The organism is Mesorhizobium sp. M0106 (assembly GCF_040322715.1).
In the GTDB taxonomy this organism is placed as follows: domain Bacteria; phylum Pseudomonadota; class Alphaproteobacteria; order Rhizobiales; family Rhizobiaceae; genus Mesorhizobium.
The window spans coordinates 158,187-183,971 of record NZ_JAMYUA010000008.1; the positions used below are offsets into that span (position 1 = coordinate 158,187).

Here is a 25,785-nt window from a genome sequence, read left to right on the forward strand (position 1 = left end):
CCATGATGGACGACATCAAGAAGGGCGAAGGCCATCTTTGTTATGACTGGTATCACTACCTGTGGCACCTGATCGCAATCGGCGCCTTACGCGATCGTCCGCGCATCCCTGAAGCGCGGTTGCCGCACGAGGCCGCATACCTGCTGGAGGCCGACGCCTGGGATTTGTTGGGTACTGACAAGCCCGGTTACGGCGAGGTCATTGCCCAGATCGATACGGGAGTGAACTCAAGCCATCCCAATCTCGAGCCTCGTATCCTTTCTGCGGTCAGCTTCGCCGCTCACCCTTTCGGGTTGAGTTACGTCACACCCAAGCAGCAACCGCTCGTCTTGCGAGGGCCGGAAAAAAAGCAGAGCAAGAGCTTTGTGAGCGACGATACCTGGGCGTGGGCGGCAAGCCTGATCAAATCGAGGAACAATGCGCAGGAAGTCGAGGTTCAGAAATCGCTGCTTCGAGCACTGAAAGATGGGCGCGGCGTAATTCAGGAGACTGCTGAGACCTCGCGTATGCGCTACTCAGCGCACGGGACCGCCTGCGCTGGGCTGATGGTCGGCGCCCCTGCGGCCCCGCCCACGAAGTTGAGGCAATTTAGCAACGGTGAAGGCGCAATACCTTATTGGGGGGTCGCCCCAGGCGCTGAACTCCTGCCGATCGAGATTTCAGCACGGCCCGACGCAGCGCAGCTCATTCTGGCGTTCCTCTATGCCCGCGACCAGAAGGTTTCAGTCATACACTTTCCCCGGGAAGTACCCGATCCATGGCGAGCGCACCGTTCCTATCCTGGATATGGCGACAGCAGATATACTTCGGTCGAACAGGCAAAGCCAATTTGGGATTATTTCGAGACGCTTTTCGAGGCGATCAGCGAGGAAATCCCCATCATCTGCGCAGCCGGCAACGATGGCTACGACCATCTGATTTACCCGGCGAGCAAGGCCGGCGAAAGCAATGGCGTGGTTGCGGTGGCGGCCGCCACTTATCGGGCGAGACGTTCAGCATATTCCAACTACAGCGGCGATCCGACCGACAATTCCGTCACCATTTCCGCGCCGTCCGACGACCAGGAGGTGTGTACACGCTGCCAAATACGACTGGACCGTGAGTCGCTGCGTTCACGTGACCACAATTTCGAGATCTACGAGAAGCTCCCCCAGGTTGAATACGCGCCGCAGGGCGTGCTCACCACGGACATCCCGGGCCACCACGGCTATTCCGGCGGACAGCTGGAAGGGATCCAGCCACCGCGCGTCGAAAGCAGAGACCGCGCCGGGCTCTACACAGTATTTGGCGGAACATCTGCAGCCTCGGCCATCGTCGCGGGAGCAGCCGCTTTGTTGCAGTCGAAACATCGCTCCGCCGGTAGGCCGCTCAACGGCATAGAGGTTAAGGCGAAGATGACCCAGTCAGGCGCAAAGGAGGTTTCATGGCCTTGGCTTGAAGCTGACGTTCCGATTCTACCGGACAGCCCTAATTGCGAGAGAAGGGTGCCTTCGTTCGATCAGCAGTTTGGAGCGGGGCTGCTTGACCTCCGTAAGTTGCTGAGCTGAGGGTCCCGCCGAATTTTGACTAAAAGGTCGGCTGCAAGCCGCCAAAGCCGGGCCCGAATGGATTTCTGACGTAATTCTGACGTGCCCGCCATGGCGGGCTTACGATCCGCCTACGCCGTCCAGTCATATTCGAGCGACATTTGAAACCGCTCGGGGGCCGGACTCCAATGCATCCGATCACTGCCTATACGAATCCACAGACTGACCGCGTGCTCCCGTCATTCGGCATGGGTGAAACGAAATTCCAGCGCGCCATCGCCACGATCATGTTTACCGACGTGGAGGACTCGACCGGCTTGGCGAGCGCGCTTGGCCTGGTCGAAACCACGCGGTTCATGATCGAGCACTTCACGTTGACCCGCCAGGTCGTGGTGGCCAATGGGGGGATCGTTCAAAACTTTACAGGCGACGGCGTGCTAGCTCTCTGGCTGGGGAGCCAAATGACGCCCAGCGAAACGGCGCTAAAGGCGCTGGCCGCCGTCGCGGAACTGGTACCGGAAATCTCGCTCGGCAACGCTTGGAAGCGTTCAATGGGCTCCCTGTCGCGCCGCATCAGGATCGGCTTACACTCCGGCGAGGTGATGTTCGTCAACGATCGCCAGTGGGATTTCTCTTTTCTGGTCGGCTCGGAGGTAAATTTCGCCCGCCACGTCGAGCAGGCTGGCAAGAGAGAGAATGGCGCAGGCGTCGATGCGCTGGTGATGGTCAGCGGTGCGACCCTCCACCTTGCTGGCCTGGCGACTGCATCGATCGACCCCTACAAGCTTGTGCGGCTAACCCCCGCCGAACTGGCTCATCGCCAGTCGGTCGACTGGCGTCGACCGTGTTCGCGAAGCGGAACTATGGCCCGTGCAAATGTCGGCCTTTGAGGCGTTAGCTGACGTTGAACCTACTTCGGCCAAATGGCGGCTCCTGGCGCTGGTTGCTCGCTTGCTGTCGATAATCGACGGCATGAAACCACTCACGCACGCTTTTCACGCACGGCACAAGCGCCGGCCTTTCGACCGTCAGCCCTTTCGCCGGCGCATCAGCGCCTCGAGCTCGGCGTCGCCGCCATCCGGCAGCATCAGCCGCACGTGTGCGTAGAGGTCGCCGTGACCGCCGGCCTTTTCCGGCAGGCCCCTGCCCTTCAGCCGCAGAACCTTGTCCGAGCTCGACCAAGGGGGAACATTGACCGCAATCCTGCCGGTCGGGGTTTCGACCGCCACCTTGGCGCCATGCACCGCATCGGCCAGTTCCACCGGCAGGTCGACATGCAGGTCGCGGCCCTCGACGCGGTAGCGCGGGTGCCGGCGGAAACGGATTTTAACCAGTGCATCGCCCGGCTGCCCCGGTCCTTGCTCACCCTGGCCTTTCAACCGGATGGTCTGGCCGTCCTCGACATAGGCCGGCAACTTGACCGCCATCTTGCGGCCGTCCGGGAACATCGCCGTCACCTTCTCGGCGGTGGCGGCTTCCTCGATGGTGACGTCCAGCGTCACGTTGAGATCGGCGGCGGTCGGGGCCTGACGGCGGCCGCCGGTGCCGGCACCGTGCTGCTGGCTGAAAGCATCGCCGAAGATCTGGCTGAAGATGTCGCTGTTGCCGTCGAAAGGATCGCCGCCGGGACGGCCCGTGCGGAATTCGAAATGCGCGCCGCCCGGCCCTTGCTGCCGGCGGAAACCGGCGAAAGGATCGGCGCCGCCAGCCGCGCCTTCGAAACCTTGGAAACGCTGTTTGCCATCGGCGTCGATCTCGCCGCGATCGAATGCCGCCCGGTTCTTCTCGTCGCCGACGATCTCGTAAGCCTGGTTGGCGGCGGCAAAACGGTCCTTCGCCTTGGGATCATCCGGATTCTGGTCCGGATGATACTTCTTGGCGAGCTTCCGGTATGCGGATTTTATGTCCTTGGCCGATGCGTTCTTGGCAACGCCCAGCACCTCATAGGGGTCGCGCATGCTTACTGCCCTGGAGAAGGAGTGGTTCCATGATCGCCTCCTATATGCGCTTGCATAGGAAGAAATTCCAGTGGCTTACCACCATATCGCCGGCGGAAAATCAGAGCGCCTTGAAGTCCTGCATTCGCCAGGCGCTGCCGCCGGCCAGGCATATTTCGCCTTTGAACAGCGCGACGCCGTCGAAGCTTTCGCGCGATGCGGTGAAGCGACGACATGTCTCGCCGTTAGCCCTGAATTCCGCAAGCTCGGTGATGGAGCCGCGCGAGCCGGTGTCGGCATTCGCCCAGGGAACGGCCTGCCCAGCCAGTTGCTCGACGTCGGCGGAGGACACGGCGTTGCGGATCGTGGCCTGATCGGAGGCGCGGTCCTGATCGAGCGGCGTGACTGAGGCCGGCGTGCTCGATGTCAGCACCGAACGGTCGACCTCCGCCTGCTCCAGGCTGAAGCCGCCGCCGCCACACGCGGCAAGCGGCAGGACGATTATCACGATCATGGCTTTGGCGCTGGCCGAAGCAATAACGCTCCATTGCCCACTGTCAAAAGCTTGCGCGATACGCGACAATCGGCAATCTCCCCAGCCGGCGACAAATTTGGGAAAACTATGAGCGAAACCGGGTTAACAAGCGGTGACTTTACCGAGGCGGCGGAGCCGTTCCGGCTCTTTGCGGCGTGGCTCGACGACGCGACGAAGAGCGAGATCAACGACCCCAACAGCGTGGCGCTGGCGACCGTTGATGCCGAAGGCATGCCGAATGTGCGTATGGTGCTGCTTAAGGGCTTCGACGAGGGCGGCTTTGTCTTCTACACGAACTTCGAGAGCGCCAAGGGCCGTGAGATTCTTGGCAGCATGAAAGCGGCGATGTGCTTCCACTGGAAATCGCTGCGCCGGCAGGTGCGAGCGCGCGGCCCGGTGGAGATCGTCACCGACGCCGAAGCCGACGCCTATTACGCGACGCGTCCGCGCGGCAGCCGCATCGGCGCCTGGGCCTCCAAACAGTCGCGGCCGCTGGAGAGCCGCTTCGCGCTGGAAAAGGCGGTCGCCGAATACACGGCGCGCCATGCGATCGGCGAGATCCCGCGGCCAAAACACTGGTCAGGCTTCCGCATCGTGCCGCAGACCATCGAGTTCTGGCACGACCGTCCGTTCCGGCTGCACGACCGTGTCGTGTTTTCGCGCAACGCCGAGGGCGGTTGGGACAAGGTGAGGCTTTATCCGTAGGGCACGACGGTGGAGCGCCGATCTCCCCCCTTGTGGGGGAGATGCCCGGCAGGGCAGAGGGGGGCGCTTCGCGCCAATCTGTCAATTAATCGAAATCGCGCCCTTGCGCCCGTTCTCAGTGGCTCGCAGGCTGAACCCAAAGGGTAGTGCGCTACGGCGCCCCCGTCTGTCCTGCCGGACATTTCCCCCACAAGGGGGAGATCGGCAGCTTCCGCACCGGCGCCCATTTTTTCAGCCCTTCTTCCTGGTCATGAAGGCGGCCAAGGGCCGCTTCTGCCGGATTTCCAATTCCCACTATCACGATCTCGTGTGCGTGAAACGTTCCAGCTTGCCGGAACGAACCAGGAAAGGGCTCAACGCGCCGCTGGCGCAAATTCAGGAGGAAACAATGCATTCACTCAGGTTGGTCACGATGGCCGGTCTTGCCTGTCTTTTCGCTTCGCAGGCCTTTGCGGAGGATGCGATGGGGACAATGACGGTGATGAAGGGTGGGGAGGTCATGGCGATCATGCCCGATGGGCATATGGGCACCATGATGCCCGACGCGAAGATGAGCGCCGAAATGATGAAAATGGCGAAACCGATCAAGCATTGCATGATGTTGATGACCGACGCCAAAGGCAAGACATTCATGATCGACACGTCTTCGGCAAAGGCCCAGGCCGAATGTAAAAAAATGGCGATGTGACAAAGAGATCATGGCAAGAAAACCCGCCGGTTGCTGCCGGCGGGTCCACGATGCGAGAGAAGGCCAGAAGGTCTAGGCCTTCTTCCTGGTCATGAAGGACGTCAAGGCTGCGCGGGCCTCGTCGGATTTGAGCCGCTCGCGGAAATGCTGGCTTTCCTGGCCGATGCGCTCGACAAGGGCGTCGCGCGAGCCGCGCATCAGGTCGCGCGCGATCTTCAGCGCTTGCGGCGGTTTGGCAGCGATCTGGCCCGCCGCCGCCAATACCGATGCTTCGAGTGCCTCTTCCTCGACCACCTCGTAGATCAGCCCGGCGGCCTTCGCCCGCTCGGCCGAAAAGCCCTCGCCGAGGCCAAGCAGCGCGAAGGCGCCTTGGCGGCCGAGGATCTGCGGCGCGAGCAGGCTCGAACCGGCCTCCGGCACAAGGCCGAGATCGACGAAGGGCGTCCGGAATAGTGTGCGCGGCGTGGCGAAGGTCAGGTCGCAATGCAGGTTGAGCGTGGTGCCGATACCGACCGCAATGCCGTCGACGCCGGAAACCATCGGCTTTTCCACCTTGGCCAGCGCCATCAGGAAATCCCAGACCTCGGAACCGCCTTCGCCGCCCGAGGCGACGACCATGAAATCGGCAAGGTCGTTGCCGGACGAGAAGGCACCGGGGACGCCGAGAAAGACATGGACGCGGATCGCCGGATCGGCGTCGCCGCCGGCAAGAGCCGCCGACATCGTCGCGTACATGGCGCGGGTCAGGGCGTTCTTCTTGTCCGGACGGTTGATGCGGATGATCTGGATGGCGCCCTGGCGCTCGACGAGGATGTGGTCTGTCACGGATTGGTCCTTTGTGAATTTCGGGCCTTTGTGAATTTCGGCGCGTGCGAACGTCAGGCTGAGATCAGCGCCTTGCCGGCAACTGCAAGGCTGTCGGCGCCGCCGACGACGCGCTCTTTGAGCGCGGCCACTTCGCCAAGCAGGTTCTCGGCGAAGAACCGGCAAAGCGCGATGCGGTTTTGGTCGGCAAGCGCGCCGCGCGCCAGATAGGCCCCGCCTGCGGCAAGCGAGATCAGCCTGAGATAGGGCGTGGCGCCGGCCAGCGCCTCGTCCGATCGGCCTTCGGCTTGCAGGTCTTGCAGGAAACGGGTTGCCTGGGAGAGCTCGTCGAGCGCCTGGTCGAGGCGATCGGCGGTGCGGCCGAAGCCTTCAAGGTTCGACGCTCGCGCCGCATCGGCGACGGCCTTGAGTTCGGCGATGTAGCCATGCACATGCCGGCCGCCGCCGAGCGGCAGCTTGCGTGTCACCAGATCGATCGCCTGGATGCCATTGGTGCCTTCGTAAATGGGCGCGATGCGCGCGTCGCGATAAAGTGCTGCGGCCCCTGTCTCCTCGATGAACCCCATGCCGCCATGCACCTGCAGCCCGAGCGAGGCGACCTCGACACCGACGTCGGTCGAAAAGGCCTTGGCCAGCGGCGTCAACAGATTGGCGCGTTCCTGCCAGTGCTTTGCATCTTCGCTCTGCGACGCAAGATCGATGGCGTGGGCGCAGGAATAGCAGATGGCACGGGCAATCTGGGTCAGCGCCTTCATGGTCAGAAGACTGCGCTGGATGTCGGGGTGATGCACGATCGGCGCCATGCCGGCACCGCGATAGCTCGCCGCTTTGCCTTGCCGGCGGTCGTTTGCATAGGCGAGCGCCTTCTGCGTCGCCGCCTCGGCGACCGCGACGCCCTGCATGCCGACGGCAAGGCGCGCATTGTTCATCATGGTGAACATGCAGGCGAGGCCCTTGTTCTCCTCGCCAACCAGCCAGCCGATCGCGCCGGGCCTGCTGCCTTCGAAGCCATCGCCATAAATCATCGTGCAGGTCGGCGAAGCGTGGATGCCCAATTTGTGCTCCAGCCCGGAGCAGAAGACGTCGTTGCGTGCGCCCAGCGCGCCATCGTCGCCGACGAGGAATTTCGGCACCAGGAACAACGACAGGCCGCGCGTGCCGGCCGGCGCGTCCGGCAGCCGCGCCAGCACCAGATGGATGATGTTGTCGGTGAAATCGTGCTCGCCATAGGTGATGAATATCTTTTGCCCGAAGATGCGGTAGGTGCCGTCGCCGGCCGGCTCGGCGCGGGTTCGCAAGGCATTCAAGTCCGAGCCTGCCTGCGGCTCAGTCAGGTTCATGGTGCCCATCCATTCGCCGGAGACCAGCTTTTCCAGGTATCTGGCCCTGAGCGCCTGCGAGCCGTGCTTGTCGAGTGCTTCGACCGCGGCCATGGTCAGCGTCGGGGCGATGCCGAACGCCATCGAGGCGGAGTTCCACATTTCGAGCGCGGCGACGCCGAGCATGGCCGGCAGCGCCTGGCCGCCATACGCTTCAGGCGCGGACAGCGCATTCCAGCCGCCGCCGATCCAGCGGCGATAAAGTTCCTTCCAGCCGGGCGGGGTAGTGACGGCAGCACCGTCGAGCACCGCGCCGTGCTGGTCGCCGATCGTGTAGAGCGGCGCCACCTCCTCGCTGGCGAAGCGGCCCGCCTCGGCCAGAATGGCGTCGACGAGGTCCTCACCGAGTTCGCCAAAAGTGCCGGCATCGAGCGCCGGCTTCAAGCCGGCGACATGCTTCAGGGTGAAGGCGATCTCCTCAACCGGTGCCCGATACATGGCGCTCGCTCCTCCTCAGTCCGGCCCTCCCCAGTCTGGCCCTCCCCAGTCTGGCAGGTCTACTTAAGACCTGTGCCGATGCAAAATCATCTGCTTTCGGAGTTCCCTGTCCATCTTCTTTTTACGTAAACGTCAAACTTTGTCACGCGGATTTTGCAATTGCCACGACGCAGGCTAAATTCGGCAAGAGAGAGCAGAACACCGAAATAGGATTGCCTCGTGCTCGCACGACCTGACACCTATCGCTGTAGCGAATGCGCCTGCTCTGGCGGACGGCCGGTTTTTGCTATCATGAAGGTAAGGTCGAGAACGGTGCAGCCTATTGGTCGGATCGCGGCATATTGTGCTCACCACCATGTTCGCTGACCCCTCATCGCAAACGCGAGGCCGAGGGAACGCTGTTGCAAGTGCCGGCGCTCGACCCGTTTCATATCCCCTCTCGCCAGTGACAACCATCAAGACCATCGACGGAGAAGCTGACCGAGCCGTGGCATGCGCGGGCCGCGATCGAAAGCATTTCCTTAACCATGGCGGTTCAGGATTTGGCTTTGGCCAGCAAGGATCTGCTGTTTGAAAACGCCGGCGCGCCCCCTTGTCCGCTCAGCACTTCTCGTTGTCGCGGCCGCGATGACCCTGGCGCTGACGCCGGCAAAGGCCTCGGATTTCTCCGAACCTTGGAAGGATGCCGACCGGGCGCTGGTCGTCGACGCCTACGAATACAATTCCATCGACTGGACCCGGCTAGCCGCCGACAAGCGTCTTGTCGGCTTCATCAACAAGGCATCCGACGGAATGCCGCCACCATATTTCTGTTTCGGCGACGAGACCGAGACGCGGCTGTGCAAGACGCTTTGGAAGCGCCATGCGATGGCACAGGAACTGTTCCAGACGCGCAAGGTGGTGGCCAAGGCGCTGGGCCTGAAATGGGGTGCCTATCATCTCGCCCGCCCCGGCAACCCCGTGGGACAGGCCAATAATTTCATCGAGTTCGCCGAACCCGGGCCGGACGACCTGCTTGCCCTCGACATCGAGGACGACGACCCGACGCAGTGGATGTCGCTGGACGACGCCGAAGAATTTGTGCGCCATGTGCATCGTCGGGTTGGCCGCTTTCCGGTGCTCTACACCAACGGCACGACAGCCAGGCATATCGCCGACAACAAGTATAAATACCCGCTCCTGTCCCGGCTGCCGCTGTGGTATGCGCGCTACAAGCCAGACATCGGCGTGCATTTTCCGATGGGCAACTGGCAGGGTTATGCGCTCTGGCAGTTTTCGGCGCGAGCAAATTGCGGCCGGTTCCGCTGCCCTTACAGGGTCGCGGGCACACCCAACGATATCGACGTCAGCGTCGCGCCGATGAACGCCACGGAATTGCGCGCGCAGTGGCCGTTCGGCGGCCTGATCGACGTGCAGCCGGATTACCTCGCCTCCATACCGGTGCCGCTCTCACGCGAAGCCGGGCTCGCCGGCGGCACCATCACTTACGCTAGCGTGACGCCAGCAAGCTTCGAGGAGATGGTCGCGGTATTCAGGGCTCGCCTGGCCAGGTTCAGCAGCGGCTTTCAAAATACCTGCGGCGAAGGCGGTGCCGGGCCTTCTGCGCGGGATTGCCGAATATGTCGCCTGGACGCGAAACGAAAAGCGTGCGGCATCGGTGCCAGGATTTGTCTCCACCGCCGATGCGGTCAGCAGCGTCTCGACCGAATTCGACCACGGCTTGCGCTGAGACCGAAGGCCGCCCGAGCATCAGTTCGCCTGCTCGCGCGCCACCGCCAGCCAGCCAATGTCGCGGCGGCAAAAGCCTTGCGGCCAGTCGATCCGGTCGAGCGCGGCGTAAGCCTTCTTCTGCGCCTCGCCGACCGTGCGGCCGGTCGCCGTGATGTTGAGCACGCGACCGCCATTGGCGACGAGTGCGCCGCCGTTTATGGCGGTGCCGGCATGAAATATCTCGACGCCCTCACCCGCCGCCGCCTCGACGCCGCGGATGACCGAGCCCTTTTCCGGCGTGCCGGGATAGCCCCTCGCTGCCATCACCACGGTGAGCGCCGCCTCGTCGCGCCAGCGCACCGAGGTGTGCGCCAGCTGGCCGTCGGCGGCTGCGTTGAGCAGGACGAGCAGATCGTCCTTCAGCCGCATCATCAGCACCTGGCATTCCGGGTCGCCGAAACGGGTGTTGTATTCGATCAGCTTCGGCCCGCTGTCAGTGATCATCAGCCCGGCGAACAGCACGCCGGAAAACGGCGCGCCTGTTTCGGCCATGCCGCGCATGGTCGGATCGACGATCTCGCGCATGGTGCGGTCGATCATCTCCGGCGTCATCACCGGCGCCGGCGAATAGGCGCCCATGCCGCCGGTGTTCGGGCCGGTGTCGCCGTCACTGCGGCGCTTATGGTCCTGCGCGGTACCGAAGGGCAGCGCGGTGGTGCCGTCGCACAGGCAGAAGAAGCTTGCTTCTTCGCCGACGAGAAACTCCTCGACCACCACTTCCGCGCCGGCCTGGCCGAAGGAGCCGTCAAAACAGGCGTCGAGCGCGGCCAGCGCCTCGTCAAGCGTCATGGCGACGGTGACGCCCTTGCCGGCAGCGAGGCCGTCGGCCTTGATGACGATCGGCGCACCCGTCTTCTCGACATAGGTCCTGGCCGAAGCCAGATCGTCGAAGCGGCCATAGGCGGCGGTCGGGATGCCGTATTTGGCGCAGAGGTCTTTGGTGAAACCTTTCGAGCCTTCCAGCCGTGCCGCTGCCTTTGACGGTCCGAAGACGCGGATGCCCTCGGCGCGCAGGTCGTCGGCAATGCCGGCGACCAGCGGCCCTTCCGGCCCGACCACGACGAGGCCTATTTCATTCTCGCGGCAAAACCGGACCACCGCTGCGTGATCGGCAGTATCGAGCCTCACCAGTTCGGCTTCGTGGCCGATGCCCGGATTGCCGGGCGCCGCGTAGAGCCTGGTCAGCAGCGGCGAGGCCGCGATCTTCCAGGCCAGCGCATGTTCGCGTCCGCCGGAGCCGATCAGTAAAACACGCATGCCCAGATTCCTCGTCATTCCAAGACCAGGACTGCGCTATTGCGCCGCGCGCGACGGGTCAAGACATTTGGCTGCCGAAGCGCCGATTGCGCGTGGCGAGCGTGCGGGGGCTGCTTGACGCTTGACGGCATTCGCCTCTGCTGCCACTCCAGCAAAATGGAAACCGTCCAGTCGAAAGCGGCCCAGGGCCGCGTCGCCGATGCGCCGAGCGGCCACTGGGTCTATCGCGCGCTGCCGCGGCGGTTGTGGCCCTATGCGCAGCTTGCCCGGTGGGACCGGCCGATCGGCTGGCAATTGCTGCTGTGGCCGTGCTGGTGGTCGGCTGCACTTGCCGCGAGCGCCTATCCGCGTCCGTCGGATCCGCTGCTCTCGCTGCTGCCGTCGCCGTGGTATCTCCTATTGTTTTTTCTTGGCGCGTTCGCCATGCGCGGTGCCGGCTGCACCTACAATGATTTGGTCGACGAGAACATCGACAACCAGGTGGAACGCACGCGCTCGCGGCCGCTGCCGGCCGGCAAGGTCACGCGCCGGCAGGCCTGGATGTTTGTTGTCGTGCAGGCACTGGTCGGCCTTGCCGTGCTTTTGCAGTTCAACAGCTTCGCCATCTTGCTCGGCATCGGCTCGCTGGTCATCGTCGCCGTCTACCCGTTCATGAAGCGGTACACCAATTGGCCGCAACTCGTTCTCGGCCTTGCCTTTTCCTGGGGCGCGCTGATGGGATGGGCGGTCGAGTTCGGCGATCTCGATGGGCCGGCAATCATGCTCTATATCGGCTCGATCCTGTGGGTGATCGGCTACGACACGATCTATGCGCATCAGGACAAGGAAGACGACGCCATCGTCGGCGTGCGCTCGACGGCGCGCCTGTTCGGCGACAACACCAAAGCCTGGCTGGCCGGACTTTATGGCGGAGCGCTGGTCTGCTTCGCCATTGCCTTCGCCTCGGCACAGGCACCGGTACCGGCGCTCGCCGGGCTGATCGCCGCCGGCGCCCATATGGCGCGGCAGATCGGCGTGCTCGACATCGACGATCCGGACCAGTGCCTGAGGCTGTTCAGATCGAACAATCAGGTCGGCTGGCTGATCTTCCTCGGCCTGATCGGCGGCGCGGTCTGGGTGGCGCTGAAGCCGCTGGTTTAAGAGCAGCGGTATCGATTCGGCAGCTGCGGAATCGACCTTTCTCCAACTGCTTATGCCGCCCCTCATCGCCCTGCCGGGCACTTCTCCCCGTATAGTGACGGGGAGAAGCACGCCTTCGCAACGGATTTCGCCAATCTCAAGCGTTTGCAGAAAGAGTGCCGAAATTGCGGCCAGTGTCCCTTCTCCCCGTCACTATACGGGGAGAAGGTGGCGGCAGCCGGATGAGGGGCAGCGCCAACTTGCAAGCTGATTTCAATCTATTCCCGCGAAATAAGCTCCTCGCCGCCGATGACCAGCCTGAGGCCGAGGTCGCCGGCGCGGCGGCGGGCGAGGAAGCGCGGGCGGCGCATGGTCGAGACGCGACCTTTGCGGCGGTCCTGCGGCGGCAGCGCCTTGATGGCGGCGCCGAGCGATTCTTCCAGCGTGCGGGCAATGCCGTCGGCCTCGATCAGCAGCATCGGCAGCCGGTAGGCGTCGGCCCAGGCGGGCCAGTCAGCGGCGACATCGTCGAGATCGTCGGCCACCAGCAGCGGCACCGACAGCATCGGGTCGTTGTGCAGAAGCTCAAGCGTCACTGTGACATTGCCATCCGGATCCTCCATTGCGCGGGCGGCGACGCCGCGAAACGCGTTGGCGGGCATAGCGATGATCGCCGGCACGCCGCTCATCTCCAGCGTGCGGCGGATAACCGCGCCGCGCTGGTCGATGGTGAAGGTGACGTCGCCATAGTCGTCGCGCGTGGCGTAGCTCACCACCTGCGGCAGGCGGAATGGGTCGAGACGCATATTGCGGCCGGCCCAGACTGGCTTCAGTCCAGTGTTCATATCGTGCCTTTCCTGTTTCTCCTGAGAGCCGGTGTTTCCGGTTCTCCGGGCCGGTTTTCCCAGCCTCGTTTGTGGAGAAACATTAGCGCGGGCTTCTTATCCTCGCGCTTAAGAAAGTCGGTTAAATTTTGCTGATCCGGGGCGGATGGTTATCGAAATGCGAACCGGCGCGGGCCGGCGAAAGGATCAGATAACCTTACCCGGATTCATGATGCCGGCCGGGTCGAACGCGGCCTTCACCCTGCGCATCAGCTCGATCGCCATCGGCGGCGCCGTCGCGATCAATTCGTCCCGCTTCAACTGGCCGATGCCGTGCTCGGCCGAGATCGAGCCATGAAACGAGCGCACGACCTCGTGCACGGCCTTGTTCATGACGTGGTAAAGGCCGAGAAACGCCTCGTCATCGCCGTCGACCGGCCGGGAAATGTTGTAGTGCAGATTGCCGTCGCCCATGTGGCCGAAGCAGACGACGCGCGCGCCGGGACTGACCGATTGCACGGCGCCGGCGGCCTTTTCGATGAAGGGCGGGATTGACGCCACCGGCACCGAGATGTCGTGCTTGATCGAGGCACCTTCCGGTTTCTGCGCCTCGGGCAGCACCTCGCGGAAATTCCAGAACGCATCGCCCTGGGCCATGCTTGCCGCGATCACCGCATCGCCGACGATGCCTTGCTCGAGGCCTGCCTCCAGCACCTCCTCGATCAGCGCCCTGGCATCCTCGGCCGAACGGCCCGACGAGATCTGCATCAGCACATACCACGGCCAATCGCCGGCCAGCGGCCGTACCACGCCTTGCGCGTGGGCAAGCGTGAAGTCGTAGGGCCTCTGGCCAATCAGCTCGAAGGCGGTGAGCGCTGCCCCTGCACGGTCCATCGCGAGGCTGAACAGCGACAGTGCCGCCTCCGGCGATGACAGGCCGGCAAACGCCACCTCGCGCCCCTTGGGCTTGGGGAACAGCTTAAGCACGGCGGCGGTGATGATGCCGAGCGTACCCTCGGCGCCGACGAACAGGTTCTTCAAATCGTAGCCGGTATTGTCCTTTTTCAGCTTGCGCAGATCGTCGAACACTTCACCGGTCGGCAGCACCACTTCGACGCCGAGGCAGAGCTCGCGCGCATTGCCGTAGGCAAGCACGCCGGTGCCGCCGGCGTTGGAGGAGAGATTGCCGCCGATCTGGCAGGAGCCTTGCGCGGCAAGCGACAGCGGAAACAGCCGGTCGGCGGCATCGGCCGCTTCCTGCAGCGTCTGCAGGATGACGCCGGTTTCGACCGTGACCGTGTTGGACAGCGTATCGATTTCGCGGATGCGGTTCAGCCGCGACAGCGACAGCACGATCTCGCGGCCGGATGCGTCCGGCACCTGGGCGCCGACCAGCCCGGTGTTGCCGCTTTGCGGCACAATGGGCGTGCCAGTTTCGGTCGCCAGCCGCATGATGCTGCTGACCTCCTCGACGGTCCCCGGCCTCAGCACCAAAGCCGTCCTGCCGTGCCAAAGTCCGCGCCGCTCGGCTAGGTAAGGCGCGATGTCCCGCTGATCGCGCAGCGCATATTTATCGCCGACGATTGTCGCAAAGCGCGCGACGACGGCGGGGTCGAGATCGGGGGAAATGTCGTTCATGGGTGGAAACTATGGTGCTCAATCCATCTTGTCACGCGGGGCGATCTTGTCACGCGGGGCGGCGGCGCGCGAAAGCCGGTCATTGATCGCCTCGCCCAGCCCGTCGAACGGGATCGGCTCGACGGCGATGGTTTTGGCGCCACTGCCATCGAGATCCTGCAGATGGGTGAAGAGATTGCTTGCCGCCTCGCGCAGGTCGCCGGTCTCCGACAAGTTGCGCAGGGCGGCTGCATCGCGCCAGCCTTCGGCACGGCGGCGGCCGAAGGCCAGCAAGGCTTCCCCCGGTGCGACCTCCGCAGCATTGAGCCGCACTGCCGCACCTGGCGCATAGTGCGAGGCGAGCATGCCGGGCGCCTCGATAACCGAAGCGCCGCGCAGCAACTTTGTCCCGGCCACCGCTTCGATCTCTTCGGCGGCAATGCCGCCCGGCCGCAGCAGCCGCAGCTTTCCAGCTTCGACCTTGACGATGGTCGATTCCAGCCCGACCGGCGTCGCGCCGCCGTCGACCACAAGCTTGATCCGGGGACCGAGATCGGCGGCCACGGCTTCGGCCGTCGTGGCGCTGATCCTGCCCGAGGAATTGGCGCTGGGCGCCGCCAGCGCGCGGCCGAACCTGGCGATCAGCTCGCCGCCAAAGCCTTTCGGCATGCGCAGCGCGATCGTTTCCAGGCCGGCGGTGACCAGCGGATGAATGCCGTTGCCGGGCCGTTGCGGCAGCACCAGCGTCAGCGGCCCCGGCCAGAATACCTGCGCCAATCTTTCCGACAGCGGATCGAACAGCGCGATGCGCTCGGCCATCGCCGGGTCGGCTATATGGGCGATCAGCGGGTTGAAGCGAGGTCGGCCCTTGGCTTCGAAGATACGAGCCACGGCAACGCCATTGGTCGCGTCGCCGGCCAGCCCATAAACGGTCTCGGTCGGGATGGCGACGACATCGCCGCTCTCGAGCAGCGCCAACGCCCTTTTCATCGCCTCGCCGACGGCACGAATTTCAGCCACTGTCGTCACCTCACGGATGCGGGTGCCTAATACGCTGACGCCGACGGAGCAAGTCCGGGCGTAGGCGAATCGCAAATCGCTAAAATGCTCTGTTTCCCCGCAAGCCGGCATCAACTGCCATCCGCTACGGTGCCGTCTTGTTGGGCAAGGGGAATTATCATGCTTTCGATGCGTATCCTTGGAGCGCTTGGTCTGGCGTTTATGGCCGGCACGGTACAGGCCTCATCGCTCGTTTTTCTCGGGCAAACGACGGCGACGCCTTCGGTTGTAAGTGCCAGCGCGCTCGAACGGGCGAAAACACCGTCGATCGTCGCGCTCGGCGAGAAGTTGCCTGACGTCAATGAAAACGTCACCGATGAAAAGGTCGCGGCAATCCCGAGCCAGCCGAACCATGGCTTCGCCGGAAGTCCGATGATCATTCGCGGCGGTATCGTCGGCGATGCCTTTGCAACGCCCGCGCCCAAAGCCGCGCCGGCCACCGCTGCCGCGCCCGCCGCGGACAGCAAAGCCGACCCAAAGGTCGCCAGCAAAACCCCTGAGGCGGCCGCGCCGAAGCCTGCGCCGCTAGCAGCTCCCGACCAGCCCAAATAGCGCCACAAGCGATGATTTTTTCCCGGACGTCAGCCGGCTATCTTGGAGAAATCCGCGACCCGGTCGGTCGCCGCGCGGATGCGGGCGAGCAATGCCAGGCGATTGGCGCGCACGGCCTGGTCCTCGTCGTTTACCAGGACTTTCTCAAAGAATGAATCAACCGGCTCGCGCAACACGCTAAGCTCCAGCATGGCGGCGGAAAAGTCTTCGTTTTGAATTGCTTCGCCGGCTTGCCTCTCGGCCTGATTGACCGCGGCGTACAAGGTTTTTTCGGCGCCCTCCCGGAACAGAGCCGGCTCAACGCTGCTTGCGATCGCTGTCGCCTTCTTCTCTTCGGCAGCCACAATGTTGGCCGCGCGCTTGGTGCCGGCAAGCAGGTTCCTGCCGTCCTCGGTGTCGAGGAAGGAGCCGAGTGCTTCGACGCGGCGGACTATTTGCAGGAGATCGTCGTTCGACGATTGGCCGATCTCCCCCCTTGAGGGGGAGATGCCCGGCAGGGCAGAGGGGGGCGCGACAGAATGAGACGCCGGCGGGACAGCGCCCCCCGCTGTCGGCTTCGCCGACATCTCCCCCTCTAGGGGGGAGATTGGCGCGCTTCCGCCACTCGCCAGGACGGCATCGATCAAATCGTGCCGTGCACCCTGGTCGCGGAGATAGACCTTTAGGCGGTCCTGGAAAAAGGAGAGGAGGTCGTTTTGGCCAGCGTCAAAGGTACGCAACCAAACGGCTATCTGCTTACGGAGGAGCGAGTCGACGCTTGCAGCAATTGCGGCAAAACGCACTTCATCAAACTCCAAACCAGTGAATGTTTCAGCATCCGCAAACCGAATAGCCGCCTCGCCCAGTTCCCTATTCCAGCGCTGATCGGCAAAAAGTAGCCACGCCGTTCTCCAGCTTGTTTTAAGACGAATTCTGATCCCATTCTCGACCAAAATCCTGACCACCCCCAGCGCCGCTCTTCTGAGCGCATAGGGGTCCTTCGATCCGGTTGGCTTTTCATCGATCGCCCAAAACCCGACCAGCGTATCGAGCTTGTCGGCAAGCGCCACGGCGACCGATACCGGATCGGTCGGCACGCGATCGGACGGGCCCTGCGGCTTGTAGTGCTCCTCGATGGCGGCGGCGACTGATGGATGCTCGCCCTGCAGCAGCGCGTATTTGCGGCCCATGGCGCCTTGCAGTTCCGGGAACTCGCCGACCACCTCGGTGGTGAGGTCGGCCTTGGCGAGCACGGCGGCGCGGCGCGCCAGCGCGATAATCTCCCCCCTCGAGGGGGAGATGTCGCCGAAGGCGACAGAGGGGGTCGGCACGTCCTGATGCGGCTTCCTATTTTGGACAGAGGACGCCGGCGCTTCACGCGAAGCGACCCCCTCTGGCCTGCCGGCCATCTCCCCCTCAAGGGGGGAGATTGCGCGCGCCACGATTGGTGCTAGTTCTTCGGCCAACCTGGCAATCCGCTCCACCCGCTCGCCTTGCGTGCCGAGCTTGGCATGAAACGTTACATTGAGGTGGTCGAGGCGGGCCATGCGCTGGTCGAGTGGCTTGTTGAGGTCGAGTCCGAACTTTTGCGCCGATGCCTGCAGCTGGTCGAGATCCGGCAGGTCGCCCTGGTCGGTTTTCCAGAAATAGAGCGCGTCGGACAGGCGGGCGCGCACCACCTTGCCGTTGCCATGGGCGATCTCCTTGCCGCCGTCCTTGGCCTCGATATTGGCGGTCAGGATGAAGCGGTTGGAGAGCGGCGATTGGCTGATCTCCCCCCTTGAGGGGGAGATGGCCGGTAGGCCAGAGGGGGTCGGCACGACCTGACGCGACTCCCTGTCGCGGACAGGGGATGCCGCCGATCCACGCGAGGCGACCCCCTCTGTCGCCTTCGGCGACATCTCCCCCTCGAGGGGGGAGATTTGGCGCGTCGTCACGAAGCACTTCTGGTTGGCGCGGATGGTGAGCCGGATTACCTCGGCCGGAATGGCGAGAAAATCCTGCTCGAATTCGCCCATCAGCACGACAGGCCATTCGACCAGGCCCGACACTTCCTCCAGCAGCCCCTCGTCCTCGACGAGGTCGAGCCCGCTGGCGAAGGCGAGGTTCCTGGCATCGGCAAGGATGATCTCTTTGCGCCTGTCGGCATCGAGCACGACCTTGGCCGCCTCAAGCCTGGCGACATAATCGTCGAAGCGGCGCACCGTGATGGCGCCAGGCGCATGGAAACGGTGGCCGTAAGTGATATTGCCTGAGCGGATGCCGTCGATCTCGAAATCGACGACCACCGGCTCCTCGGTTTCGGGGCCGAAGGTGCACAGGATCGATTGCAGCGGCCGCACCCAGCGCAGCGAGCCGGGCTTGGCTGAAGCCGGCCCCCAGCGCATCGATTTCGGCCAGGGGAAGTTGCGGATGATGCCCGGCACCAGCTCGGCGATGATCTGCTCCGCCGGCCTGCCCGGCCTGGAAATATGGGCGACATAGAAGTCGCCCTTCTTCGGATCGGAATGAACATGCGCCTCGGCAATCGAGGCAAGGCTGGCCTTGCGCAGAAAACCTTGCACCGCCGGCTCGGGCGCCTTGGTCGAGGGCCCCTTGATCTCCTCGCTGATGTCCTTCGAGCGCGCGGTCAGGCCGCGAATGTCGAGCGTCAACCGGCGCGGCGTCCAATATTCGCGCGCCGCCTCATAGGTCAGCCCGGCTTCGACCAGACCGTCGGTCAAAAGCTTCTTCAGGTCGCCGGCCGCCTTGCGCTGCATGCGAGCGGGGATTTCTTCGGAACGAAGTTCTAGAAGCAGGTCAGGCATTGAAAGAGCTCACGCGACAAAAAACAGCCGCCGCTTCGCGGCGTCCTCCCCCATCGAGGCGGAGGTAAGCGGGGCATAGCAACTCGGTCGGCTGCTGTCACCCTTCCCAGCAAGATCGGGCCAGCACGATCAAGGCGTCCAACGGCGATTTCCGAAAAAATTCAGCCGCCTGTCGGACACGGACCGATCCGCCCGTCCTTGGATCAAAGATTTCCATGAACCGAACGCAGCGCTGAAGCGACCAACGCTCAGGCAGAGAGCTATTGGCTGAACGACCATGAAAACGGCATCGACATTCCTGCAGATCCTCGCGCTCAGCGCCTGTTTCGCGGCGCAGGCTCATGGCACGTTCTCGATGCCCGGCGTCAGGCAAGCGCTGCGGACAATGGCCGGCTCCAGCGGCCAGGGTGCGTTACCAATCAGCACTCCTGCCGAATTCGCCTTGAGCTAGGCCGCCAGCCCGCCCGCCTGCGTCAGCAGAAACGCCTCGCCGCAGGCTTTGGCCAGATTGCGCACCCGCAAAATATAACTCTGGCGCTCGGTGACCGAAATCACGCCGCGTGCGTCGAGCAGATTGAAGACGTGGCTGGCCTTGATGCACTGGTCGTAGGCTGGGAACACGAGGCGGTGGTATCCCTCCCCCTTGAGGGGACCAGACAAGGTCCGGCCGGGAGGGGTCGCTCGTGCAGTGCTCGACGCCTGACCTGCGGTGCCTTCTGATGCGACCCCCTCTGCCCGCTTCGCGGGCGTCTCCCCCTCAAGGGGGAAGATGGGCGCGCCGGCTTGTAGCAACGCCTTGCACTCGGCTTCGGCGTCTTCGAAATGGCGCAGCAACATCGCGGTGTTGGCAAATTCGAAATTATGGCGCGAATATTCCTGCTCGGCCTGCAGGAAGACGTCGCCATAGGTCACCTTGTCGGCGCCTTCACGGCCGTTGAAGTTGAGGTCGTAGACATTGTCGACGCCCTGCACATACATGGCCAGCCGTTCCAGCCCGTAAGTGAGCTCGCCCGCCACCGGGGCGCATTCGATGCCGCAGACCTGCTGGAAATAGGTGAACTGCGACACCTCCATGCCGTCGCACCAGCACTCCCAGCCCAGCCCCCAGGCGCCCAGCGTCGGGCTTTCCCAGTCGTCCTCGACGAAGCGGATGTCATGCAGCAGGGGATCGATGCCAATCGCGGCCAGCGAGCCGAGATAAAGCTCCTGCAGATTGGGCGGATTGGGCTTCAGGATCACCTGGTATTGATAATAGTGCTGCAGCCGGTTCGGGTTCTCGCCATAGCGGCCGTCCTTGGGGCGGCGCGAGGGCTGGACATAAGCCGCGTTCCAGCGTTTTGGACCGAGCGCGCGCAATGTCGTTGCCGGATGGAAGGTGCCGGCGCCGACTTCCATGTCGTAAGGCTGGAGGACGACGCAGCCATAGTCCGCCCAGTAATTATGCAAAGTCAGGATCAGCCCCTGGAACGAGCGGCTGGGATGCATATGGGCAGGGATATGAACGGTCACGGCGGCCTCCGGCGGGATGCGGCACCTCGTAGAGTGCCGCTCCGCGACCGTCAAGGCGATGGAGTCACCCCTTGGGCGCCGGCGCCGGCACGGGCTTTACGTTCGGGGTTTCCTGCGCCGTGTTGGATTCGATCGGCGGCAGGCCCTTCATCAGCTTTTGCTGCAAGGCGGCAAGCACGTCCGGGTCCGGCTTCAGGTCGCGGGCCTGGTTCCACTGGAAGGTGGCTTCCAGCTTGCGGCCGACGCGCCAGTAGACGTCGCCGAGGTGATCGTTGAGCACCGGATCCTCCGGCTTCAACGAAACGGCGCGTTCCATTTCGCGCACCGCATCGTCGAACTGGCCAAGGCGGTAATAGGCCCAGCCCAGCGAATCGACGATGTAGCCGTCGCTCGGCCTCAGGTCGACGGCCTTCTGGATCATCGCGAGGCCTTCCTTGAGGTTCATGTTCTTGTCGACCCAGGAATAGCCGAGATAGTTCAGAACCTGCGGCTGGTCGGGGTAGAGCTCCAGCGCCTTGCGGAAATTCGGCTCGGCCTTCGGCCATTCCTTCAGTCGCTCATAGGCGATGCCGCGCTGGTAGAAAATGTTCCAGTTGGCGGCAGTCGGCGTCTTCAGCACCTCGACCGCCTTGTCGTAAAGATTGGCGGCGGAGCGGAAATCCTCCTTCGAGGAATAGACGCCGCCGAGCGCCAGATAGGCGCGCATGTCGTCTGGATGCGCATCGACGATGGCCTTGAGGTGAGTGATCGCCTCGTCGTTGCGGTCGAGATCGGCAAGGTTGAGGCCAAGCTGCAGGTCCGAAAGCTCCTTCAGCGGCGAGCCAGCGGGAATGCGGCGATAGAGCGCGATGGCGCCCTCGCCATCTTTCAACTGCTCGGCAACGGCGGCAAGCTGAACGAGCGCCGCGTCGTTGTCGGGCCGCAGCGCCAGGGCATATTGCAGATAAAGCCGCACGAACGGCTCGCCGCCGCCGCGGTTGAGCGCGGTGGCGAGATCGAGCAGGATTTCCGAGGCGCCGTCCGACGGACCGGCAACGAAGGGCTCGATCTTTTCGCCCTTGTTGATCTTGTCGCGAAGGGCCGCAATCTCGACCTTGCCCGGGGCGAACGCCTCGGCCTTGTCGAGCACCGACAGCGCCTTGGCCTTGTCGCCTTTGCGGGCGAGGAAAGAGGCGTAGGCCTGCGCGTTGCGCATCCATGTTTCGGGGGCCGCACCGCCTGCCGCCGTGTCCTGCACGGTGGCGGTGTAGAGCGCATCCGCCCTGTCGGGCAGGCCGGAGGCGTCGGCAATCAAGGCGCGGTGGAAGGACTTGAACAAGCTGAACCAGTCGGGGCCCTGCAGCTTGTCGATGGAAGCCATGGCCTCGCCGGCGTCACCCGCACCCTGCTTGGCCCAGCCGGTCATGACGCCGGAGATCAGCCGGTCGAGATCGGATTCGAGCGACAGCTTGAGCCAGTATTCGGCTTTGGAGAAATCCTTCTTGTGGAAGGAATCGATGGCCAGCGCCAGGCGCGAGAAGCGCTCGACGTCGGGAACCGCCTTGAGCTTGTCAGCATAGACCAGGGATTCGTCGAAGCGCCCCTGCGCGATCAGCGACAGCATCAGGCTTTGCTGCAGTCCCGTATCGTTCGGATCGAACGCAAGCGCCTGCTTGTAATAGGAGATGGCGCTGTCGAGGTCGTTGTCGCCATCGGCGATCCTGGCGGCAAGATAGGCCCCCGAGAAGGATGTGATCCTGACCGGCTCGGCGGTCTGTTTGGCATGCGCCGGCAAAGCCGAGATCGCCATGCCCGTCGCGATTGCCAGCCCCGTCAGCCAGCGCGCATATCCTTGCCGCATCATATCCCTTTCAGCCAAACGCCATCTCCGCGTCAGCGGGATCGCCGTAGACTCGATCTTTACAGGTAAAGCATGGCCTTTTTGGGGTCGTGCTTCAACCCGGCCCGAATTCACAATCGGGTCAAGCAATTAATAAACCATGCCGAAAGAGGTCGCACGACCGCATTGCGACAATTCGGCAATGGGAAACCGGCGTCACGGCCCCGAACCTCAGGGTGCTTGCGAAAGGCTTGCGTCGAGCGCCTGCATGGCGACGGTGACAAGATCGTGCAGCCGCTTTTTCGGCACGCCGTCGCGTGCCTGCACCGAAAGGCCGTGCATCAGCGTGGCGTAATAGTCACCCAGCGTCTCGGCATCGGTCTCCGGCTTCAATTCGCCATCGCGCACGGCTTTTTTCAATCGCTCGACGATCGACGCGGTACGCGCCAGCCGATGCTCCGCCAGCCATTGCAGCACGGCGTCATTTTCGACGGCGCAATTGGTCGCGGCCGTCACCACCATGCAGCCCTGCGGCCGCCCCGGCCTCGTATAGATTTCGACGGCGTCGCGAAGCATGCGCTCGATGACGCGCCGGACATTTGGTTCTTCCTGCAGCGCGCGTGTGGCAAAGCCGCCCTCATTGGCCTCGTAAAGCGCCACCGCTTCGCGAAACAGGTCCTCCTTCGAGCCGAAGGCGGCATAGATGCGCGCCGATGCGAGGCCAAGCGCCGATACGAGATCGGCCATCGAAGTGCCCTCGTAGCCGCGCCTCCAGAAAGCGTCGCGGGCTTTCTCCAGCGCCTGGTCGCGGTCGAATTGCCTTGGCCTGCCTGCCATGGCGGTCTCCAATTTTTGTCGATCAACAAATAATCCGCTTGACTTCGGATTGCAAATTTCAATTCTTTGTCGATCATTAAATAATTGTCGACAAGGAGTCCGGCATGAGTTCACTGGATCAAGGCGCGCCGCTCGGGGCGATAACGCAGGGAGCAAGCAGGGCGAAACATGGCGCAACGCTGGCGCTCCTCGCCTTCGCGCAGCTCATCATCTCGCTCGACCTCAACATCGTCTTCGTGGCGTTGCCGAAGATCGGCGCCGGCCTCGGATTTTCAGGCCAGACCCTGCAGTGGGTGGTCAGCGCCTACACCGTGTTCACCGGCGGCTTCCTGCTGTTCGGCGGCCGGGCCGCCGACCTGATCGGCCAGCGCCGCGTTTTCATCTTCGCGCTCTGGCTCTACGCGCTCTCATCTCTGGTCGGCGGCCTCGCCTGGTCGCCGGAAATCATCATCGCGGCCCGCGCCGTACAAGGCATCGGCGCCGCGTTCCTGTTTCCGGCGACGCTGTCGCTGATCAACCGCCTGTTCGCCGAAGGGCCGGAACGCAACCGGGCGCTCGCCGTCTGGGGCGGCGCGGGCGCCAGCGGCCTGACGCTCGGTTCGCTTGCCGGCGGGTTTCTGACCAGCGCCTTCGGCTGGCCGTCGGTCTTCTACGTCAACGTGCTGCTGGCCGGGATCGCCATCATCGCGGCTTTCGCCATCATCCCGCGCGATCGCAAGTGGCACGAGCAACGCAGCTTCGATCTGCCGGGCGCACTGACCGTCACCGCCGGCGCGACGCTGCTTGTCTTCACCCTGGTTCAGGGGCCCGAATATGGCTGGAGATCGATCGCAATCATTGTCAGCGCGGCACTGGCGGCATTCTTCCTGATCGCCTTCACCGTGATCGAGGCCAACAGCGCCGACCCGCTGATGCCGCTGCGCCTGTTCCACAACCGCAGCCTTGTCGCCGGCATGACGATAACCTTCCTCTACATGGCCACTTTCGGCGCGCTGCCCTACTTCCTCACCGTGCTGCTGCAGAACGTGCACGGCTTCACTGCCTTGCAGACGGGCCTCGCCTTTCTCGTGCCGTCGGTCGCCATCGCCACCGGTACGCAAGCCGGCGAGCGTCTGGCAACGCGCTTTTCGACGCGCAGCACCCTGGTCGGCGGCATGATCGTCGGCGCGGTCGGCACAGCATTGATGGTATCAGGCGCGACTGCCGACAGCAGCTATCTGTCCCTCGTACCCGGCCTGATCGTCTCCGGCGTCGGACAAGGCATCGTCTGGACCGCAATGTGGATTGCCGCCGCTTCCGGCGTTGCCCATGACCAGCAAGGCGTCGCCTCGGGGATGGCTTCGACGACGCTCAATGTCGGCAACGCCATCGGCATGGCCGTGCTGATTGCGATTGCCAACAGCCAAATCGGCGAATTGTCCGGCAATGCGTTGAAAATTGCCGTCGCCGACGGCATCCAGGTCGCCTTCTGGCTCGCGGCGGCGGGCATCGTCGTTAGCCTGCTGGCAGCAATGGTTCTTCCGGCAAAGGCTCGATGAGAACAAGCGCGGGGCGCCGATGCCTCTCAATTCACCCGGCTGATGCAGAAATCGATGACGCCGATCAGCGCCGATTTCTGCGGCGTCGCCTCGAGCGGCGCCAGCGCGTCGCGGGCGATCTCGCCGAAATGGCGGGCGCGCCCGATGGTGTCGGCAATTGCGCCGTGGCGGAGCATCAGGCCGATGGCCTTCTCCAGCCCGGCATCGTCGGCGGCATTGTCCTCGATGGCGCGTTTCCAGAAGCTGCGCTCGGCCTTGGTGCCGCGCCGATAGGCGAGGATCACCGGCAGCGTGACCTTGCCCTCGCGAAAATCGTCGCCGACATTCTTGCCGAGATCCTTGCTGGTGCCGCCGTAATCCAGCGCGTCATCGATCAGCTGGAAGGCAAGGCCGAGATTCATGCCGTAGGAGCGGAGTGCTGCGCGATCATTGCGCGTCGCCTGAGCGATGACGGGGCCGACCTCGGCGGCGGCCGAAAACAGGGCCGCGGTCTTGGCCTTGATCACCGCGAAATGCTCATCCTCGGTGGTCTCGAGGTTTTTTGCGGCAGCGAGCTGCATCACCTCGCCTTCGGCGATGACCGAGGCCGCGCTCGACAGGATATCGAGCGCTTCCAGCGAGCCGACATCGACCATCATGCGAAAGGCTTGGCCGAGCAGGAAATCGCCGACCAGAACACTGGCCTGGTTGCCCCAGATCATGCGTGCCGTCTTCTTGCCGCGCCGCATGCCGCTTTCATCGACAACATCGTCGTGGAGAAGTGTCGCGGTATGCATGAATTCGACCGATGTGGCGAGCTTGACATGGCCGTCGCCGGAATAGCCGAACATCTGGGCCGCGGCGAGCGTCAGCATCGGCCGCAGCCGTTTGCCGCCCGACGAGATCAGATGGTTGGCTATCTCCGGAATCATCTCGACATCGGAGCCGGCCTTCGACAGGATCAATTTGTTGACGCGCCCCATGTCGGCCGCGGTCAGGTCGATGAGGTCCTTTATCGAGGCGGCTTCGCGCTTCCCGTTTTCAATGTTGAGAACGACACCCACGGCAAAACTCCCAACCTCGATA

General features: G+C 63.6%; 22 protein-coding genes and 1 pseudogene. 10 read left to right on the forward strand and 13 right to left on the reverse strand.

Features of this window, described 5'->3' with window-relative positions:
* Nucleotides 1–2 precede the first annotated feature (2 nt).
* Both NKJ55_RS10950 and NKJ55_RS10955 read left to right on the forward strand, forming a co-directional pair.
* Entirely contained in the window at nucleotides 3–1,547 is a 1,545-nt protein-coding gene (locus tag NKJ55_RS10950; RefSeq protein WP_352449906.1) for a S8 family peptidase, read from the forward strand.
* A gap of 167 nt (nucleotides 1,548–1,714) precedes the next feature.
* Nucleotides 1,715–2,416 (forward strand): adenylate/guanylate cyclase domain-containing protein, encoded by a 702-nt coding sequence (locus NKJ55_RS10955; protein ID WP_352449907.1) that lies wholly within the window; start codon nucleotides 1,715–1,717, stop codon nucleotides 2,414–2,416.
* A gap of 138 nt (nucleotides 2,417–2,554) precedes the next feature.
* On the opposite strand, the gene NKJ55_RS10960 is transcribed toward NKJ55_RS10955, so the two are convergent.
* On the reverse strand, nucleotides 2,555–3,484 hold the full coding sequence (locus NKJ55_RS10960; RefSeq protein ID WP_352449908.1) for a DnaJ C-terminal domain-containing protein: 930 nt from the start codon (nucleotides 3,482–3,484) through the stop codon (nucleotides 2,555–2,557).
* Between the two features lie 100 nt (nucleotides 3,485–3,584).
* Nucleotides 3,585–4,046 (reverse strand): RT0821/Lpp0805 family surface protein, encoded by a 462-nt coding sequence (locus NKJ55_RS10965; protein WP_352449909.1) that lies wholly within the window; start codon nucleotides 4,044–4,046, stop codon nucleotides 3,585–3,587.
* 39 nt (nucleotides 4,047–4,085) lie between these two features.
* Between NKJ55_RS10965 and pdxH the strand changes: the two genes are divergently transcribed.
* Both pdxH and NKJ55_RS10975 read left to right on the forward strand, forming a co-directional pair.
* Entirely contained in the window at nucleotides 4,086–4,703 is a 618-nt protein-coding gene (gene pdxH, locus NKJ55_RS10970) for a pyridoxamine 5'-phosphate oxidase (protein ID WP_352449910.1), read from the forward strand.
* Between the two features lie 250 nt (nucleotides 4,704–4,953).
* The gene (locus tag NKJ55_RS10975) at nucleotides 4,954–5,391 is read left to right on the forward strand and encodes a hypothetical protein (RefSeq protein WP_352449911.1); all 438 of its coding nucleotides are present in this window, start codon (nucleotides 4,954–4,956) and stop codon (nucleotides 5,389–5,391) included.
* A 72-nt stretch (nucleotides 5,392–5,463) separates the two neighbouring features.
* Here NKJ55_RS10975 and NKJ55_RS10980 read toward each other — a convergent pair whose 3' ends face one another.
* Both NKJ55_RS10980 and NKJ55_RS10985 read right to left on the reverse strand, forming a co-directional pair.
* Nucleotides 5,464–6,216, reverse strand: a complete 753-nt coding sequence (locus NKJ55_RS10980) for a crotonase/enoyl-CoA hydratase family protein (RefSeq protein ID WP_352449912.1) — start codon at nucleotides 6,214–6,216, stop codon at nucleotides 5,464–5,466.
* A gap of 53 nt (nucleotides 6,217–6,269) precedes the next feature.
* Nucleotides 6,270–8,033 carry an acyl-CoA dehydrogenase family protein gene (locus tag NKJ55_RS10985; protein WP_352449913.1) on the reverse strand — a complete coding sequence of 588 codons (1,764 nt, stop codon included), beginning with the start codon at nucleotides 8,031–8,033 and terminating at the stop codon, nucleotides 6,270–6,272.
* Nucleotides 8,034–8,900: 867 nt separating this feature from the next.
* Between NKJ55_RS10985 and NKJ55_RS10995 the strand changes: the two are divergent.
* Together NKJ55_RS10995 and NKJ55_RS11000 are read left to right on the forward strand one after the other, a co-directional pair.
* A pseudogene (locus NKJ55_RS10995) lies at nucleotides 8,901–9,260 on the forward strand (glycoside hydrolase family 25 protein); the annotation flags it as partial.
* A 361-nt stretch (nucleotides 9,261–9,621) separates the two neighbouring features.
* Nucleotides 9,622–9,762 carry a hypothetical protein gene (locus tag NKJ55_RS11000; protein WP_352449914.1) on the forward strand — a complete coding sequence of 47 codons (141 nt, stop codon included), beginning with the start codon at nucleotides 9,622–9,624 and terminating at the stop codon, nucleotides 9,760–9,762.
* Between the two features lie 20 nt (nucleotides 9,763–9,782).
* Here the strand turns inward: NKJ55_RS11000 and purD are convergent, their stop codons facing one another.
* Nucleotides 9,783–11,060, reverse strand: a complete 1,278-nt coding sequence (purD, locus tag NKJ55_RS11005) for a phosphoribosylamine--glycine ligase (protein WP_352449915.1) — start codon at nucleotides 11,058–11,060, stop codon at nucleotides 9,783–9,785.
* A gap of 156 nt (nucleotides 11,061–11,216) precedes the next feature.
* Here purD and ubiA point away from each other — a divergent pair, with 156 nt between their 5' ends.
* Nucleotides 11,217–12,200, forward strand: a complete 984-nt coding sequence (ubiA, locus tag NKJ55_RS11010) for a 4-hydroxybenzoate octaprenyltransferase (RefSeq protein ID WP_352449960.1) — start codon at nucleotides 11,217–11,219, stop codon at nucleotides 12,198–12,200.
* A 257-nt stretch (nucleotides 12,201–12,457) separates the two neighbouring features.
* Here the strand turns inward: ubiA and NKJ55_RS11015 are convergent, their stop codons facing one another.
* The 3 genes from NKJ55_RS11015 to NKJ55_RS11025 all read right to left on the reverse strand — a co-directional run bounded on the left by NKJ55_RS11015 (nucleotide 12,458) and on the right by NKJ55_RS11025 (nucleotide 15,640).
* Nucleotides 12,458–13,024, reverse strand: a complete 567-nt coding sequence (locus NKJ55_RS11015) for a DUF6101 family protein (RefSeq protein ID WP_352449916.1) — start codon at nucleotides 13,022–13,024, stop codon at nucleotides 12,458–12,460.
* A 186-nt stretch (nucleotides 13,025–13,210) separates the two neighbouring features.
* Nucleotides 13,211–14,641, reverse strand: coding sequence for an FAD-binding oxidoreductase (locus tag NKJ55_RS11020; protein ID WP_352449917.1), 1,431 nt, complete (start codon nucleotides 14,639–14,641; stop codon nucleotides 13,211–13,213).
* Nucleotides 14,642–14,659: 18 nt separating this feature from the next.
* Nucleotides 14,660–15,640, reverse strand: coding sequence for an L-threonylcarbamoyladenylate synthase (locus tag NKJ55_RS11025; RefSeq protein WP_352449918.1), 981 nt, complete (start codon nucleotides 15,638–15,640; stop codon nucleotides 14,660–14,662).
* Between the two features lie 159 nt (nucleotides 15,641–15,799).
* Here NKJ55_RS11025 and NKJ55_RS11030 point away from each other — a divergent pair, with 159 nt between their 5' ends.
* Complete coding sequence (locus NKJ55_RS11030) at nucleotides 15,800–16,231, forward strand: hypothetical protein (RefSeq protein WP_352449919.1); 432 nt, start codon at nucleotides 15,800–15,802, stop codon at nucleotides 16,229–16,231.
* 29 nt (nucleotides 16,232–16,260) lie between these two features.
* Here the strand turns inward: NKJ55_RS11030 and NKJ55_RS11035 are convergent, their stop codons facing one another.
* A complete protein-coding gene (locus tag NKJ55_RS11035; RefSeq protein ID WP_352449920.1) occupies nucleotides 16,261–19,017 on the reverse strand; it encodes a glycine--tRNA ligase subunit beta in 2,757 nt (918 codons plus the stop codon).
* A gap of 277 nt (nucleotides 19,018–19,294) precedes the next feature.
* Here NKJ55_RS11035 and NKJ55_RS11040 point away from each other — a divergent pair, with 277 nt between their 5' ends.
* Nucleotides 19,295–19,468: a hypothetical protein gene (locus tag NKJ55_RS11040; protein WP_352449921.1), complete on the forward strand. Its 174-nt coding sequence runs from the start codon at nucleotides 19,295–19,297 to the stop codon at nucleotides 19,466–19,468.
* Here NKJ55_RS11040 and NKJ55_RS11050 read toward each other — a convergent pair.
* The 3 genes from NKJ55_RS11050 to NKJ55_RS11060 form a co-directional block, all read right to left on the reverse strand.
* Nucleotides 19,465–20,502, reverse strand: a complete 1,038-nt coding sequence (locus tag NKJ55_RS11050) for a glycine--tRNA ligase subunit alpha (protein WP_502904478.1) — start codon at nucleotides 20,500–20,502, stop codon at nucleotides 19,465–19,467. The genes NKJ55_RS11040 and NKJ55_RS11050 overlap by 4 nt on opposite strands.
* Before the next feature lie 88 nt (nucleotides 20,503–20,590).
* Nucleotides 20,591–22,366 (reverse strand): tetratricopeptide repeat protein, encoded by a 1,776-nt coding sequence (locus NKJ55_RS11055; protein ID WP_352449961.1) that lies wholly within the window; start codon nucleotides 22,364–22,366, stop codon nucleotides 20,591–20,593.
* A 210-nt stretch (nucleotides 22,367–22,576) separates the two neighbouring features.
* The gene (locus NKJ55_RS11060) at nucleotides 22,577–23,182 is read right to left on the reverse strand and encodes a TetR/AcrR family transcriptional regulator (RefSeq protein ID WP_352449922.1); all 606 of its coding nucleotides are present in this window, start codon (nucleotides 23,180–23,182) and stop codon (nucleotides 22,577–22,579) included.
* A 104-nt stretch (nucleotides 23,183–23,286) separates the two neighbouring features.
* Here NKJ55_RS11060 and NKJ55_RS11065 point away from each other — a divergent pair, with 104 nt between their 5' ends.
* Nucleotides 23,287–24,720 carry an MFS transporter gene (locus NKJ55_RS11065; protein WP_352449923.1) on the forward strand — a complete coding sequence of 478 codons (1,434 nt, stop codon included), beginning with the start codon at nucleotides 23,287–23,289 and terminating at the stop codon, nucleotides 24,718–24,720.
* Nucleotides 24,721–24,746: 26 nt separating this feature from the next.
* Here the strand turns inward: NKJ55_RS11065 and NKJ55_RS11070 are convergent, their stop codons facing one another.
* Nucleotides 24,747–25,763: a polyprenyl synthetase family protein gene (locus NKJ55_RS11070; protein ID WP_352449924.1), complete on the reverse strand. Its 1,017-nt coding sequence runs from the start codon at nucleotides 25,761–25,763 to the stop codon at nucleotides 24,747–24,749.
* Between the last annotated feature and the right edge of the window lie 22 nt (nucleotides 25,764–25,785).